12 protein-coding genes and 1 tRNA gene are annotated in these 16314 nt (G+C 60.0%); 5 read left to right on the top strand and 8 right to left on the bottom strand.

What is annotated here, in order from left to right; translation table 11 throughout:
- Positions 1–103: 103 nt before the first annotated feature.
- Both C0V97_RS03245 and C0V97_RS03250 read left to right on the top strand, forming a co-directional pair.
- A complete protein-coding gene (locus C0V97_RS03245; protein ID WP_127100608.1) occupies positions 104–949 on the top strand; it encodes a VacJ family lipoprotein in 846 nt (281 codons plus the stop codon).
- Positions 950–961: 12 nt separating this feature from the next.
- Positions 962–1579: a phospholipid-binding protein MlaC gene (locus C0V97_RS03250; RefSeq protein ID WP_127100610.1), complete on the top strand. Its 618-nt coding sequence runs from the start codon at positions 962–964 to the stop codon at positions 1577–1579.
- 685 nt (positions 1580–2264) lie between these two features.
- Here C0V97_RS03250 and C0V97_RS03255 read toward each other — a convergent pair.
- From C0V97_RS03255 to C0V97_RS03265, 3 genes are all read right to left on the bottom strand, one after another.
- Positions 2265–2789, bottom strand: a complete 525-nt coding sequence (locus tag C0V97_RS03255) for a GNAT family N-acetyltransferase (RefSeq protein ID WP_127100612.1) — start codon at positions 2787–2789, stop codon at positions 2265–2267.
- A 68-nt stretch (positions 2790–2857) separates the two neighbouring features.
- Positions 2858–4537, bottom strand: a complete 1680-nt coding sequence (ettA, locus tag C0V97_RS03260; protein ID WP_127100614.1) for an energy-dependent translational throttle protein EttA — start codon at positions 4535–4537, stop codon at positions 2858–2860.
- Positions 4538–4617: 80 nt separating this feature from the next.
- Positions 4618–4691: transfer RNA gene (locus C0V97_RS03265), tRNA-Ile, on the bottom strand.
- A gap of 166 nt (positions 4692–4857) precedes the next feature.
- Here C0V97_RS03265 and C0V97_RS03270 point away from each other — a divergent pair.
- From C0V97_RS03270 to C0V97_RS03280, 3 genes are all read left to right on the top strand, one after another.
- Positions 4858–5163: a SelT/SelW/SelH family protein gene (locus C0V97_RS03270; protein WP_127100616.1), complete on the top strand. Its 306-nt coding sequence runs from the start codon at positions 4858–4860 to the stop codon at positions 5161–5163.
- Positions 5164–5319: 156 nt separating this feature from the next.
- Positions 5320–5841 (top strand): inorganic diphosphatase, encoded by a 522-nt coding sequence (gene ppa, locus C0V97_RS03275; protein ID WP_127100618.1) that lies wholly within the window; start codon positions 5320–5322, stop codon positions 5839–5841.
- Between the two features lie 210 nt (positions 5842–6051).
- A complete protein-coding gene (locus C0V97_RS03280; protein WP_127100621.1) occupies positions 6052–7521 on the top strand; it encodes a carbohydrate porin in 1470 nt (489 codons plus the stop codon).
- Positions 7522–7668: 147 nt separating this feature from the next.
- Here C0V97_RS03280 and C0V97_RS03285 read toward each other — a convergent pair whose 3' ends face one another.
- The 5 genes from C0V97_RS03285 to C0V97_RS03305 form a co-directional block, all read right to left on the bottom strand.
- Entirely contained in the window at positions 7669–8892 is a 1224-nt protein-coding gene (locus C0V97_RS03285) for a glycosyltransferase (RefSeq protein WP_127100623.1), read from the bottom strand.
- Positions 8893–9117: 225 nt separating this feature from the next.
- Positions 9118–9954 carry a hypothetical protein gene (locus C0V97_RS03290; protein ID WP_233581935.1) on the bottom strand — a complete coding sequence of 279 codons (837 nt, stop codon included), beginning with the start codon at positions 9952–9954 and terminating at the stop codon, positions 9118–9120.
- A gap of 189 nt (positions 9955–10143) precedes the next feature.
- Complete coding sequence (locus tag C0V97_RS03295; RefSeq protein WP_127100627.1) at positions 10144–13098, bottom strand: glycosyltransferase; 2955 nt, start codon at positions 13096–13098, stop codon at positions 10144–10146.
- Positions 13061–14827, bottom strand: coding sequence for a tetratricopeptide repeat protein (locus C0V97_RS03300; RefSeq protein WP_127100629.1), 1767 nt, complete (start codon positions 14825–14827; stop codon positions 13061–13063). Before C0V97_RS03300 ends, C0V97_RS03295 begins: the two co-directional genes overlap by 38 nt.
- A 31-nt stretch (positions 14828–14858) precedes the next feature.
- The gene (locus C0V97_RS03305; RefSeq protein WP_127100631.1) at positions 14859–16313 is read right to left on the bottom strand and encodes an HlyD family type I secretion periplasmic adaptor subunit; all 1455 of its coding nucleotides are present in this window, start codon (positions 16311–16313) and stop codon (positions 14859–14861) included.
- Position 16314: the final 1 nt, after the last annotated feature.

Consider the following 16314-nt stretch of genomic DNA (forward strand, 5'->3'; position numbering starts at 1 on the left):
AGTAACGAGACCGGGGCTGGATGCCAGCTTCGTACAAAACGATCGTGGGCAGGTGCGCAGTTTCTGGCGCGACCGAGCGCGCTGACACGACTTGGGGATTGCGATGACCGCACCGCTAGGTGATTCCGATAACCGGCAAGACGCCGGATCTGCCGTCGAGAGCCGAACGACACGGCAGGAGAAGCGCAAGGGCGGCCGTCTTCTTGTCGGGCTGACAGCCCTTCTTTCCCTGAGCGCCTGCGCGAGCTGGCGTAACCCGCCCCCGAAAGATCCGGAAGCCCTGGCGGATTACAAGGAAGCCAACGACCCTTACGAGCCGGTCAATCGCAAGATGTACGGCATCCAGATGTGGGCCTATCATCATGCCCTGCGCCCGGTGGGCAAGGCTTGGGCCTGGGCAGTGCCCAAGCCGATCCGCAACTCGATCGATAACCTGAACCAGACCTGGTACATGCCCACCGTCTTCTTCAGCGATGTCGGTGCAGGCAAGCCGCGTCGCGCCGGTGACGATTTCATGCGTTACGTCATCAACATGACGCTGGGTGCCGCCGGTTTCATCGATGTCGCAACCTCGCTCGGTTATCCGCACCATGACAGCGATCCCGGGCTGACGCTGGCCACCTGGGGCGTTCCGAGCGGTCCGTATCTCTTCCTCCCCGGCCTTGGCCCGAACACCCTGCGCGACGCAGGCGGTTACGCCATTGCTCAGGGCCTGTCCCCGATCAACTATGTGCCTCGTGGCTACGGTCTCCTGACCTTCAACTGGGCGTATAATATCGCTGGCGTTCTGGGGGGCTTTTCGAGCCATATTGACGAGATCGATCAGGTCGAACAGGATTCGCTCGATCCCTACGCCTTCATCCGTAGCGCCTGGCAGCAGAACCGTGCCAGCCAGGTCGAGACCATGCGCAACGACCACCGGGCGACCGTGCCGGACTGGTACAATTAAGGACCTCCCGACATGCTCAAGACCTGCCTCTCCTTTTCCCGCCGCACGGCTCTGGGTGTCCTGACCACGGCACTCGTTTCGGTAGCGGCCCTGTCCAGCCCTGCTCATGCGGAAGATGCCCAGGGCTTTGTCACCTCTTTCGGCGGCAAGCTGGTCGGGATCATCAACAGCGACAAATCCCTGTCCGAGAAGCGCGCCGAAGTGCTGCCGCTGCTGCAGGATAACGTTGATATCGCCACCATCGGCAAATTCTGCCTGGGGCGCTACTGGCGCACCGCGACGCCTGAACAGCAGGCACAGTATCTCAAGCTGTTCCATCAGGTTCTGGTCAATGCGGTGACCGACAAGATCGGCGATTATCGTGGCGTCAGCTTCAAGGTCACCGGCACATCCAATACGCCCAACGGCGAACTGGTCAGCGCGCAGATCATGCGTCCGGGCCAGCCCGTCGCCGATATGGGCCTGCTGATTGCCCATGATGGCGGCATGAAGATTGTCGACATGATCGGTGAAGGCACAAGCCTGCGCCTGACCCAGCGACAGGACTATAGCTCCTACCTCGCGCGCAATGGCGGCAATGTCGCCACGCTGATCAGCGCTCTGGAGCGTCAGCTCTCCCACCGTCACTGACGGTAACGCCTTCTTCCGCCGGGTCGCGCACCCCGCGGGAGAAGGTTTGAACGCCCCTGAATCGCGAACTTGACGTGTCAGTACGACTATGTGGATGCCCTCGAGGCAATCCCGGAAGATTCTGCGTGTCACGACCCAGATCCTACTCCCCGTGCCGGATGATCATGCATCTGCCCCCTCCCCCTTAACCGCATAAGGGTGCCCGAGGGCTCTTGGCGCTCGATCCATTGGCGGTCAGGGATAACTGTCGGAGCCGTCGACAGATCCTGCGCCTCATGGACTATGGGGGTTGGTTCGCCTTGCTTACGGCACCTTCAATCGTGCGCGTCTCGCCGGAATAGAGGCTTCCCGTGCCTCGCCAATTTCCTGCCCATTCAAGGCATCCCATGATGCGATGCTGCTTACCGGCCCGCGATACAAAGCTTGTGCCATCGCGCAGGGAGTCGAAGCGCGAGCAGATCGCCAACCTTCCCCCTTCATCCTGCGCGCGCACCCATGCCCTACGCCTCACGCTAGGCTCGGGTCTAACCGGATCAAGACAGGATAGCTGCACCTGCGTATCACGCTTATGCATAACTGCGCCGAAGGACCGGCAGCGGATTGGAAAGCGTTATCAGTGGCTGAAGGAGTGCTGCGCAACGCGCAAAGGGGAACATCGTCCGGACCGAGCAGCCCTCGTAACGGGTCATATCCGAGTGGTGGAATCCGGGATGTCCTGCCTGATCTCATAAACAAGCATCAGATAACCGTCGCGTTCGAAGCTTTCGACATGATGCATACCGATACTGCCCAGCACGATGCGCGAAGCCATATTGTCCTCGCGGGTCACGCCGACGATGCGTTTCACCCCGGCATCGAGAGCGAAACGCATGGCAGCGGCAGCGGCTTCACGCGCAATACCGCGCCCCGCCGCTTCCGGCACAAGTGCGAAACGCAGCCCGAGACCGCGCCCATCCGGACGCTCATGCAGCCCCGTAATTCCTACGAAGCGATCATTCTCGCGAATGGTGAAAATACCGATGCCACGCTTTGCCCAGAAAGCGAGGTCATCGGCCATTTCGTCCTCGACCTGCCTGAGCGAGCGAACCCCGCCCAGCATGCGCCCGAATGAAGCGCCATTGGTCTTGAGGCGAATCATGTCCTGCATGTCGTGCCAGGAGACCGGCTGCAGCACGAGCCGTTGGGTCCGTATCTGGCGCCCAAGGGTCATGGCACTGACCCCTTTCCGACACCGACAGGAGAGATGTCAGAGAAACGCCACTCCGACATCCTCATCCCTTAGCGTGCGATGGGGCGGTACTTGATGCGGCTCGGCTCGGTCGAATCCGGGCCAAGGCGGCGACGCTTGTCTTCTTCATAGTCCTGGAAGTTACCCTCGAACCATTCGACATGGCTATCACCCTCGAAGGCGAGGATATGCGTGGCCAGACGGTCGAGGAACCAGCGATCATGCGAGATGACCACGGCGCAACCGGCGAACTCGGCCAGAGCATCTTCGAGCGCACGCAGCGTGTCGACATCGAGATCGTTTGTCGGTTCGTCGAGCAGAATGACATTGCTGTCCTTCTTGAGCATCTTGGCCAGATGCACGCGGTTACGTTCACCACCCGAGAGCACACCGACGCGCTTCTGCTGATCGGCGCCCTTGAAGTTAAAGGCCCCGACATAGGCGCGTGACGGCACCGTGCGCTTGCCCAACTGGATGACATCCGTGCCGCCCGAGATTTCTTCCCACACCGTCTTGCTGTCATCGAGCGAGTCGCGTGACTGATCGACATAGCCGAGCTTGACCGTGTCACCGATCTTGAGCGCACCGCCATCCGGCTGATCCTGGCCCGTAATCATCTTGAACAGCGTGGATTTACCCGCACCGTTCGGCCCGATCACACCCACGATGCCACCCGGCGGCAGCTTGAAATTCAGACCGTCGATGAGCAGACGATCGCCAAAACCCTTGGAGAGGTTTTCGGCCTCGATCACAGTGCCGCCCAGACGGGGGCCAGGGGTGATGACGATATCGGCCGTGCCACCGGCACGCTCCTGACTGGCGGCCAGCATTTCCTCGTATTTGGTGATACGGGCCTTGCTCTTGGCCTGACGGGCCTTGGGTGAGGCGCTGATCCACTCCTGCTCGGCGGCAAGAGCGCGCTGGCGCGAGCTTTCTTCCTTCTCTTCCTGGGCGAGGCGCTTGCGCTTCTGGGTCAGCCAGGAGGAGTAATTGCCTTCGAACGGATAGCCACGGCCACGCTCGATTTCGAGAATCCAGTTCGTGACGTTGTCGAGGAAGTAGCGGTCATGGGTGATGACCATGACGGTGCCCTGATAATCGCGCAGGGTCTTTTCGAGCCAGGCCACACTCTCGGCATCGAGATGGTTGGTCGGTTCGTCAAGCAGCAGCAGATCGGGCTTTTCGAGCAGCAGGCGGCACAGCGCCACGCGACGACGCTCACCACCGGAAAGCATGGTGACAGGGCTGTCGGCAGGCGGGCAGCGCAGGGCCTCAAGCGCAATCTCGAGCTTGCGATCGAGCTCCCAGCCGTCGCCAGCGTCGATCTTTTCCTGCAATTCGGCCTGTTCGGCCAGAAGGGCGGTCATCTCGTCATCGGTCATCGGCTCGGCGAACGCCATCGAGATCTCGTTGAAGCGATCCACTGCGTGCTTCAGGTCACCGAAACCGAGCGCTACGTTCTCGCCAACGGTCAGGGACTCGTCGAGCTTGGGCTCCTGCTCCAGATAACCGATGCGTGCGCCTTCCGCGCCCCAGGCCTCACCGCCATATTCCTTTTCAATGCCCGCCATGATCTTGAGCAGCGTCGATTTACCGGCACCGTTCACACCGAGCACACCAATCTTGACGCCGGGAAGGAAGGATAGGGTGATGCCCTTGAAGACTTCGCGCCCCCCGGGATAGGCCTTCGTCAGGTCCTTCATGACATAGACATACTGATAGGCGGCCATGACGGATCTCCTGATGAAATGGTCGGTCGGAAAAGACGAGAACGCGGCTCGAGTGCGCTCCGTTCTGGAGCGAAAACCCCTGCGCCCGGCAGGACTCGAACCCGCAACCAAGCCGTTATGAGCGGCCTGCTCTAACCAATTGAGCTACAGGCGCACAGGTTAGGCTCGAAATCGCGCAATTCCCGCCGTTTTGCAAGACGGCGCGGCAAAGAAATCCGTATTCGCCCCAAATTTGCAATGTTAGGGAAATCCTGTGTCGGGTCGCCTGGGACAGGCGACCCGATTATCCTTCACAGCCTGCTGCAGCGGGAATACGCCCCATGTCGACACAGCCCTCCCCTCCCGATCGCGATCCCAAACCACGCGTTGCGATCCGCTACTGCACGCAATGCAACTGGATGCTGCGCTCCGCCTGGATTGCACAGGAATTACTCTCGAGTTTCGGCACCGATCTCGGTGAGGTCGCGCTGGTGCCGGATACGGGAGGGCATTTCAGTATCACGGCGGGTGACGTGCTCATCTGGGAACGCAAACGCGATGGGGGCTTCCCTGGCCCGAAGGACATCAAGCAACGCTTGCGTGATGTCATCGCCCCGGAGCGCGATCTTGGTCATGTGGACCGATGAGAAACGCGGCATGATGACGCGTATAGAACACATCAAAACGGAAAAAAGTGGTGATGTTAACAATATGTCCGGTACATAACGTTACCGCGTCTGTGCAGCGTCCTGTCAAACGGCTAGGATCGCACCATAAATGCAACCCTTCCAGGAAATGAAGTGATGGACGTCACCAAAATCTCCCCCGGCAAGTCTGTTCCCGACGACATCAATGTTGTCATTGAGATCCCGCAGGGCTCTTCGGTCAAGTATGAGGTCGATAAAGAGAGCGGCGCAGTTTTCGTCGACCGCTTCCTGTTCACCCCGATGAACTACCCGGCAGCCTACGGCTTCATCCCCAACACGCTGGCCGCAGACGGTGATCCGGCTGATGCTCTCGTGCTGGCTCCCGGCCCGATCGTTCCCGGTGCGGTCATCCGCGCGCGTCCGATCGGCATGTTGAAGATGGAAGACGAAAGCGGACAGGATGAAAAGATCATCTGCGTGCCGCATGACAAGATCCATACACAGTACACTGATGTAAAGACCATCAATGATCTGCCGGAAATCACGCTGAAGGCCATCGGACACTTCTTCGAACGCTATAAGGACCTTGAACCCAACAAGTGGGTGAAAGTCTCGGGCTGGGAAGGCCCGGAAGAAGCCAAGAAAGCCATCATCGCAGCTCTTGAAGCCGCCAAGTAATCGGCCTGCGCTGTAATAAACAGTGACCGGAAAGACACAGCGTCCTTCCGGTTTTCTGTATCACAGGGCTGTGAGGCGTTATCCTGCCTTGGTCATGTTGCCAAATCTAAATCATATGTAATAAAAGGGTCATGTTGGGAACAGGAAGCACTCCTCTTCCCTCAAAGCACCGGAACCCTGCGTTATCCATCCGACTGGCGGACTGCCCTCATGTCTCTTCCCCGTACTTCCCTAAAGGCGCTGGGTGTCGTCACCTCAGCTCTCGCTACGTTCTCTGCCATCCCGTCGGCCCAGGCGCAGTCGCCTCTGGCGGGTGGTGCTCCAAACGGAACGGGCCTTGCTCCTGCCGTGCGCGTATCGAGCCCGATCGGCAGCGTCAATCTTCAGAATTCTTCCGTGCCGCCCCTACCCCATCCTGAGGCGATCTTTGATGATCCCTGGGGCTGGAACACCTGGCTGCGTCAGCATGGTGTGGCCATCCTTCTCGACACGACCAATGAATTCGCCGGTGCCATCACGAGCCCAACAAAGGGTCTCGGTCTCCGCCAGGGCAGCAGCAATGCCGGTCAATACGGCTTCGAGAACGATATCGACTGGGAAAAGCTTGCCGGTATCCGCGGCTTCTCCACCCATGCCGTTTTCGTTGGCCGTTACGGCATTCCCGCCAGCCGCATGTTCGGCGATAATCTGAATCCCAGCCAGGAAATCTACGGCGGTGGCGGCAACGTGGTCGTCCATCTCGTTTATATCTATGGCGAGGAGACACTGTTCAACGGCCATCTCGATATCGCGGCCGGTCGTATTCCGCTTCTGACCGACTTCTCGTCGAACCCGCTGTATTGCAACTTCATGAATAATGCTTTCTGCGGTAATCCGAAAGCATCTTCCGACAATACCAGCCATTCGTCCTATCCGGACTCGAACTGGGCAGCCCGAGTCCGTGTTCGTCCCTCACAATACACCTATATTCAGGCCGGCGTTTACTTCAACACGATGGGCATCTACGGCGTGAAGCAGATGCGTACGGGCTTCAAGTGGAACGGCGCGGACATCAATGGCGAGGCCGCACCGGTCGAAGCCGGATGGGAACCCATCTTCGGCAAGGACAAGCTGCCCGGTCACTACAAGATCGGTGGGATCGTCGATACCGCACCGCATCCCGATGTACTGTATGATCTGAACGATAATTACTGGGCCGTGACGGGTCAGGCCCGCAAGGTGCATAACAATTCGTGGTCGGCCTATGCACTTGCTGACCAGATGATCATGCGCCACAAGGGCAATGGCCCTGATGCCGGCATTACTCTGCTTGGCGTGTTCTACAACAACTCACCCGTTACCCAGACCCGTGAGCGTCAGTTCTCTCTCGGTGTGCTTGACCGTGGTTTCTGGAAATCCCGCCCGCTCGATGCCTGGGGCGTGAACTTCAGCTATATCCAGGTCTCCAAGAAGGTGAAGACGGCCCAGCAGATTCAGCAGAGCCTTGGCTATCAGACCCTTCTGAACGGATCTTTCTTCCCGCAGACCAACGGGATGGTGATCGAAGCCATGTATCAGATCCGTGTCTGGCGCGGCATCACCTTCGCTCCTGACTTCCAGTATTTCATCCGTCCCGGTGCGCAGCAGGGCCTGAAAGACGCGGCAGTTCTGGGCTTCAAATCCCATATCGAAATCTTCTGATTACTTGCTGGCCCGAGAGGGCCGGTATCCCGAGCGCGATCGGGCCTAGTCATCTCGGGCCTGATCATCGACGGCAAAAAGGCCGGGTCGCTGAAGCGATCCGGCTTTTTTCACATCTGGATTCCCGGTCGCTGGCGACCCTCAGGCCTAGCCTACAATCGACGCGATCAATCTGTCATAATTGGCGAGATAATGATCGAGGGACAGGGCATTCTCCGCGAATTGACGCGCGTTTTTGCGAAGCCTGCGCGCAAGCCTGCGGTCCTCAAGTATCTCAAGAATGGCGCGCGCAATGGCGTCAGGCTCCAGGAAAGGGGCCAGAAGCCCGGTCTGCCGATCACTGATGAATTCCTCGACCGAGGCTGTCTCGCTACCGATCAGCGCACAGCCTGTCGCCATGGCCTCACGCAACGACCAGGAAGCGACGAACGGGTAGGTCAGATAGACATGCGCGTCGGATCGCTTGAGGGCGGTACGGAAGGTATCGTAATCGACTTTCCCGAGGAAATGCACGCGATCCAGATCGATCTGGGACGCCACTTCCTTGAGGAACAGATCGCGCCAGCTCCCCACCTCGGCCGGAGGGGGAGCGCCATAGCTCGTGCCATCGCCCCCGATCAGAACGATACGCGCATCCGGTCTTTCCTTCAGGACGGCAGGGAGGGCGCGCAAGAAGCTGTGGATGCCGCGATAAGGCTCCAGATTACGTGCCACGAAGGTGATCAGCTTGTCCTTCGGGCTGATCACGTGCGGACCGATCACCACCTCTCCTTTGAAGATGGCAGGATCTGGCGCACAAAGATCGAGATTGACCCCTTCACGGAGCAGGGTGATCCGCTCCTGTGCCCAGTCGGGGTAGGTACTGCGCTGGAACAGTGTCGGGGTCTGGCCATACTGATTCAGATTCAGCGCCAGAAGATTGATGGCATTCTTGACCCGAACGGTGGGGAACAGATCGGTTCTCGGCGGGAATTCCGGATCGAAATCGACGTCATTTCTGTCGGTATGATAGAAGAACTCAAAGTATCCCAGGATAGGTGTCGAGGGATAAACATCGACGATATTGAGCAGTTCACCCCATCCGTGGTGGCCAATGATGATATCGGGGGTATAGCCAAGACTTTTAAGCGTTGCCGCCGCGCGGGCCACCGCCTCTGCGCGGATGAGACCGAGTTCCAATTCACGGAGCGAAGGATGGGTGTGCGCGGAAACCTGCCGATCCTGACGATAGAGGACACGGCGCACACCTGGAAGATGGCCTTCATTGGCCTCCGAGATGAAAACGATCTCATGGCCGCCCTGTTCATGCAAATGTCGGACCAGATGGAGGAACTGACCCGGGAAATTCTGATGCACGAACAGGAAACGCACGATCGGGAGACTTTCAGATAGTCGTTCATCATGAAGCTGGGGTCACCGGATTCGGTCATCCGATGCTCCTGCGTCGAAACGATCCTACCCGATTTCGGGTGACCCTTCACAGGGACGGACCGCCACGGCCTCAACATGAGAGGAGAGGCCAGCCCCTGTGAAGGATCCCGGCCCTTTCAGCCCTTGGGCCGGGGCGCGTTGCGTCCCTTGCCCGATCGGCTTGGATCAGCCCGCCTGTCCCTTGCGACGGCTCGGGCTCTTCTTGCCCGCCTTGGCAACGGCTGATGCGCTATTCTTGGGGACAATCGCGATATGGAAGGCTTCCAGCGGCGCAAGAGACTCTGCCTCAAGCGCCTCACCCCCGGCCACCGGACCGAGACGGGTGCCGTCGGTAAAGCTCGCACTGACGGCGAGATCGAATTTGTCCTCTGCCCCGTTCTTCAGACGAACGCAAAGCCCGAGAATAGGCAGGGCCATGCCGCGCGATCCGCAATACTGACCGGCCTCCGCCCAGGGAGAGAGCCAGCCCTTGCCCAGCACGGCCTGATACTCGATGTCTTCCGGCGCGATCAGGCTCTGCGGAGCGATCCCGAATCCCTCGATCCAGTTATGGCTGCCGGGTTCACCCATCCACTCGCCGATCTGGGCAAGCACGTCACCGCGACGCTGTATATGGGCTGCGAGCTCCGGTTTGGCATCGCTCTGCGGGGCTGCAGCAGCTTCTTCCTGAGCGCCCGAGGGAGCGGCCGCCGCGGTGGAAGCCGAGGGCTCATTAGAAAGTCGCGCGACCTGAATGCCCGGTGCGGGCATCGTACTGTCAGGTGCCTGATAGGTCGTGACAAGAATCTGGGCCGGACCACGCGCGATGCGAACAAGAGCCGCACCAGCGCCAGCGCCGCGCGTGCTGCTGATCAGCCCGTCATCCTCGAAAGTCTTGATCGTGACTACACCTGCCGGCATGTTCGGTGCCTGCGTCACACTGACAGCAGGATAACCGTTAACGCAATGCGCCGCCTGGTCGGGGGGCAGGAACACGCAGAATAATCCTGCGTCGAAAGTCATCAAGGATGCATGAACCTTGAGTTGGACAACCTGTTCCTTTCCGGAGGAAGTCACTGCATTAGACATCTGTATTTGTCCATCATTGATATAGGCTTGCTCAAGAGATGCTGGCCGGAATAAGCTTTTTACATCTCATACGATCGTTAAACTTGTATAACAGCTGTGGCCTTACGGTAAAAGTGCCGAGGCTCAATGTGATAAGTGTAGCAGCAGATTACTAAGTAACGGCACGGGCATTCCAAGCGGCACGACGGCGCCCTGTCCGGACTTCTGAATACGTTCGGATTGCGCGCCAATATCGAAGCTCACGGCACGCAGCCCCGCATTCCAGATGTTCGACAGGGCAAAACACCATGTCTCGGGCCAGAGAGAGGGGATCAGACCCAGACTGCAATCGAATTCGCGGATCAGATCCGTCGCCTCATCCTCCTTGTATTCCCCTGTGATCAGCACGTGCCCCGTTGCCATCAGACGATCATCGTCAATTGTGTAGCCGACGATGACATAATCCAGGGGCAGGTCGCGTTTGGCCGCCTCTTCCGCCAGTTGAAGCACGATTTCGTATCCTTTCTCACGACCGATTGCGCCGGGAATACAGATACGTTTGCGCGCCCGGGCCGTGCCCGCTGAAACACGCGGATCAAGCGGGGCCAAAGGCGCCTCGAAGGGTTGCAGACTGATTTCGAGCCCGGGGAAATGGCGGGCCATCCGCCTTTTGAGATCATTGGACCCTGCGATGACCTGACGTGCCTCACGCAGGGCGCGATCGGACTGGGCCACGAGTTCCGCCACGGACAGATGCTCCTCCACAAGAGCCCCCTGCTGCGCCACGCAGGAGACACAGCCTGCAAGGGCAGGCTCACCGCAATAATGTCCATTAGGGCCAATCAGACAGATACGCGGACAAAACCAGACATAATCATGCAGAATGATGTCCCACTTCATGCCCAGAGCGGAAGCGAGATCATGCATGGCCGGCGCATGGCCGATCAGGTGATGCCACTCGAGACGCTCGGCCTTCATGCGCTTCAGCACTGCGACGAAATTGAGCCATTCATGCGGAAGGTCGAAAATGAGATTGGCCGTGTCTCCCCCACAATCCTCGATCCGGCATCCTCTTTCATGGGGGCGCAGGATCAGAACCTGACTTCCCTCCGCCTGAGCCTTGCGTAGACGATGCTGGACCACACGCTCCACACCGCCCCCCGAATCATGCGTGACCATGATAAGACACGAGCGCGCCTTGGCGCGGCGGATGATCATGCGGACAAGCCCCGCATTACGGCGAACGGCCCCCAGGGGATCGGATTTGACGAATGCGGCGATCGTATCCTCATAGCCTGGGTGGCGGCAATTCAGTAGGCGCAGATTACGCTCCAGCAGCAGGCTGCGCGTCCGGCCAAATGAGACAGATCCTATATGGAGGACGAAGAGATCACTCGCCGCGATATGGCGCCACCCCAGCGCACTGGCACGACAGCAGAAATCATTCTCCTCTCCGTAGCCTTGCGCAAAGAGCGCGACATCGAGCAGACCCGTCTGCACGAGGCAATCCCCTCTTATCCCCATGCAAAATCCGATACCTGTAGGCAGATCGACCGGTTTCTGCCGGGGCAACGAGGCAAAGATCCTGTCGAGCGCCCTCGCCTGGGCCAGATCCGGCGTCGGATTCGGTTTTTCGACCGAGGGGTAGGACAAAATAGTCGCATCATTCGAGAAGGGCGTGACGGTTCCGATCTTTTCTCCCACATCGAACCAGGCGCGCAGGCGCGCCAATCCCCCCTTCGGGAGGAGCGCATCACTGTTGAGGAGAACAACGTCACGCCCGCGCGCCTGCTCCAGACCGGCATTGGCGCTCGCCGTGAAGCCCAGATTTTCCTCATGCCTGACGAGAGTAATCCGCCCGCCCTGTTCGAATTGGTCGAGCATGGCGCTAAGCGCCTCTTCGGGTGAGGCGTCATCTATGACGAGGCATTCCACATCGTCGCCCGCCTCCCTGAGCATCGCCTCGATGCAGCGTCGCGTGAGCGCAGCATCCCGGTAGGCGGGTATGATGACAAGACATCCTGACGCGCGGTCCGGCAGTGGCCGTGCGCCCTCTGGCCTGCGCGCTAAAGGCTCTGCAGTACAGGACGATTTACCCGGCGGAGGATCGAGCATCGCAATCACGGCGGGGCCGAGCGGGCTACCCGTCAGCGCCGTGCCATATCGGTCCCTGAGGGTGATGATCCCCTCCGGCAGGGCGTCAAGCGGCAGCCCGAAATGACGGGGGCGTGCCAGAGGCTTGTCGAGATTGACCCCCTGCTCGATCTGGGACGCCGTCAGATCGATCATCTCCCCGGCGACCTCGATCACGGCATGAGGCGTGAAATCCGGATCTGCCGGATACCAGATCCATCCTTCGAGATGGTGATTCCTGACGGTGACAAATCCCTGAACCTGACGAATGGCGGGCAAGGCGATCGGGCTGCCATAGAGCGGCCTTCCGTCACTTTCGACCACCAATCGGCGCGCCTTGCGCCATGTTTCCGGCAGGGAAAAAGGCAGGGCGACATCCTGGGCAACCAGCCCATCATCAAGCCGGATTGTTACCGGGCCCGGACAGACGCCGAATACCTCCCCGGCATTGCTGGTCGCGCACCAGCCGTCAAACCCGGCATGGCGGGCGAAGACGTCAGCCCAGCTGAATACCTCGGGCGAGGGCGCGTAGTGCCCCAGCATCCTGCCAAACAACGCGACGGCTTCATCCCATTGACCGAGATGAGACAAGGCGATCGCCCGCCCGACCAGTGCCTTGCGCATGATGAATCGCTCAGCGATCCATGCCATCCGTTTCGCGGCGTCCTGCCAACGGCCCGCCGCAAGAAGCGCCATCGCATAGGCAAAGATGACATTGGGCTCGTGACGCGCCATGCGCGCGGCCCGGCCGAGCCAGTAGACGGCCTCGTCCTTCCTGCCCTTTTGACCAGCCTCGGTCCCGCGGCGATAGGAATCCTGTGCCTTGGCGTCATGCCATCTTTGCCAGTTCTCCCGATCTTTGGCCGTGACGACATGTCCATAACCGGAGGCTACGGGGCGCGGACGCCGCGAGGGGGTATTGCGCCTCTCAGGCACGCGAACCCATGCGTCGATCGAGCTTGGCAAGCTCCTCCTGGGCTTCGGCCACGCCTTGAGAATGGGCACGCTCCAGCCACAAGCGCGCCTCGATCGGATTGACCTCTCCGGCCAGGCCGCGTTTCAGATACCGCCCGAGCATGAGTTGTCCAAGGCCATGACCGCATTCGGCTGCGCGCCTGAACCAGAGCTGCGCCTCGCGCCGATCGGCCGGCACTTCATGCCCGCCTCCCAGCATGGCCCCCACAGAGAACATGGCCTCGCTGCTGCCAAGCGACGCGGCGTCCTTGTAAAGACCGAGCGCATAGGTGTGATTGCGCGCCCCTACCGCATGGCCAGAGACATGCAACTGGGCCAGAAGCGTCATGGCCTCGACCATCCGCGCCTGCGCCGCCTTTTCGAGCCATTGATGAGCCTGCGCCATATCAGGCGGAACACCGCGCCCCTCAAGATACATGCGGCCCAGCCAGTACTGCGCATTGATCACGCCATCGGCGGCGCGCTGCATCCAGAACAGCGCACGCGTGTCATCGCGCATGGTCCCCACGCCTTCGGCATAGCAGACCCCCAGATTGAAGGCGCCGACGAGATCGCCCTCCTCAGCCGCCTTCAGGAAGCGCGCCTGCATGGCCTGCCTGTCTTCTTCCGTGCCGATGCCGGTCAGAGCCAGATTACCCAGATCCGCGTCGGCCACGCGATCCCCGCACTCTGCCGAGATACGGAACCACCTGGCTGCTTCGTCGGGATTACGTGCGACCCCTGTTCCTGTAAGGTGCAAAAGTGCCAAGCCACGGGCGGCGGCCCCATGCCCCAGCTCCGCCGCGATCTGGTACCAGGTCGCCGCCTCGAGATAATTCGGCGCCATATCATCGCCGCGGATATGCAGGTCGCCCAGCAAGGCTGCTGCTTCGGCATCGCCCGACATGGCTGCGCGGCGCAGCCAGGTTTCAGCCCGGTCGAGGCGACGCTTGACGCCCTTGCCCTGCAATAGATAGAGCGCAATACGGGTCTGCGCAGCGGTAACACCACGCTCGGCAGCTTTCTCGAAGTAATGGGCGGCCCTGGCGAAATCCTGATCCTGGCCGACACCCTGCTCATTGATCCAGGCAAGATAATAGTAAGCCGTCGCGAGCCCCGCCTCGGCAGCGTGGCTCAGCTCGATCGTACCCTGCTGGCGATCCGCCTCGGAACGGGGCCAGGTATGCATGGCAATACCCAGGCCCAGATGCCCCTGGGCAGAGCCCGCCGCAGCGGATTTCTCGTACCAGCCTCGCGCCTGATCCAGATCGCGCAGATCATCCGGGCCGTTCGTCAGCACATAACCGAAAAGCGCCTGAGCGTCGGGGCTTCCTGCCTCCGCTGCAAGACGGCCCCATCGGGCTGCATTTTGCAGATCGGGAATGCGCCTCGCTTCGGTCGCATCCGTTTTCTCGGTCAGGATTGCCCCGCGATTCTCATCGAAACCTTCAGGGAAACCCATGAGATAGAGCGTGGCCAGAATGAGCTGAGCCTGAACATGCCCGGCCTCGGCGGCCTTTCTCGTCCAGCGCGTGCCCTCCTCCAGGCTTGGGGGCGTGCCCCATCCCTCGAGATAGGCCTTGCCCGTGCGATACTGAGCCTCGACGCTCCCTTGCTGGGCCAATTGTCCCAGCTGGGCAAAGCCGCGAACCGCATCCTCGCCGGACTCGATCTGACTGATCGCGTTCTTGAGTCTGGCCTCACGCGAAACGATGCCTGCCAGACGTGTCTTCAGTGCCAAACCGCTCTCCCTCCCGCTCGTCCTTACGGGGTCATGACGGCTCCCGCAGGCCAGTAGTTGCCGCCGGTATCGCCTTGCTGAAGAAATACTGCATCATGGTGCGCTTGCCGACCTGGATATCAGCCGTGACGGGCATGCCCGGCGTCGGATGGAAGAAGCTCGGGACACCATGCAGCGTATAGCGATCGATCCGCAGACGCACGCGATAGAAGCCCGATTGCGACGGATCCTGATCCCCTGCCGGGGGCTCACCCGAAGCTGCACTTTTCATATCGCCTGCCGTGAAGGCATCGGCGCTGATCAGACGCACCGTGCCATCCGCCCCGCCATATTGCGTGTAGGGGAAGGTCTGAAACTTCAACAGCGCATGATCGCCCAGCTTGACAAAGCCTGCATCATTGCCGCGAAGCACCGCCTCCATCTCAAGCGCAGCTCCCGTTGGCACGATAGCCATCAACATCTGACCCGGAGATATGACCGAACCTACCGAAAGCTTGGCAATATTCAGGACCACGCCATCATCCGGAGATCTTAGTTCGACAAGCTTGTTACGCAACTCGGCTTTCTTGTATTCGCCAATCGCTTCATCGGCGTGATGCTGTACCTCGGCGAGCTGGGTATAGATCTGCCCTTTCCAGTTCTGCACATAGGCATCGCGTTCCGCCTGGGTCGCTGCCAGTTTGGCCTTTGTGGCCGAAGCCGTCTGCTGGGCTTCGATCTGCGCGCGTTCGGCATCCATGAGTTCGCTCTGAGCCGCGAGCGTGGAAAGTTTGCTCCCCACCTGATCTGCCTGAAGGCGCCGGCGCATCTGAAGCACTTCATTCGCCACGCGTCCACGGCTCTGATGCATCGCAGCGCTGGCGAGTGAACCCGTCATCTGGCTCTGAAGAGCCGCTATTTCCTGATCGTATTGATTGATCTTTGCTGTGTACTCGGCGCGACGGCGCTCGAATGACGCAGCCTCACGCACCGAATAGCTGTTGTTCAGATCAGGCGTGTAAGCCTTGCCCTCGGCCTCGGCATGCAGACGATCGATTGTTGCGACATAGGAATCACGCTGTGCCTTGAGGTTGACGATATCCGCCTTCGAGAGTGTGGGGTCGAGATGAGCAAGAACCTGACCCTTCTTCACATATTGCCCCAGCTCAACATCGATCGAACGAATGATCGAGATTTCCAGCGGCTGGATGACCAGATCGCGATCGACAGCAACCAGACGTCCGGGCGTGCTCACCACCTTATTGAGCGGGAACACGGAGGCTGCGGTCAGACTTGCAACCATCAGCGCGCCGACGATCCAGATGATATAGCGCGCCGTAGCCGTGGGGGGCAGGTTGACCAGCGCCGCACTGGGTGAGTGAAATTCCAGGAGTGCTAGGGGCATGCCCTGCTGCGCAAAGGGATCATCGGCCGGGCGCGGGATATGCTGCTCGACTTCCTTGTGATCTTCGGTTCCGTTTTCCGGAACGATATCCTTGTTGCTCATG

Source organism: Asaia sp. W19, assembly GCF_003994335.1.
Taxonomy (GTDB): domain Bacteria; phylum Pseudomonadota; class Alphaproteobacteria; order Acetobacterales; family Acetobacteraceae; genus Asaia.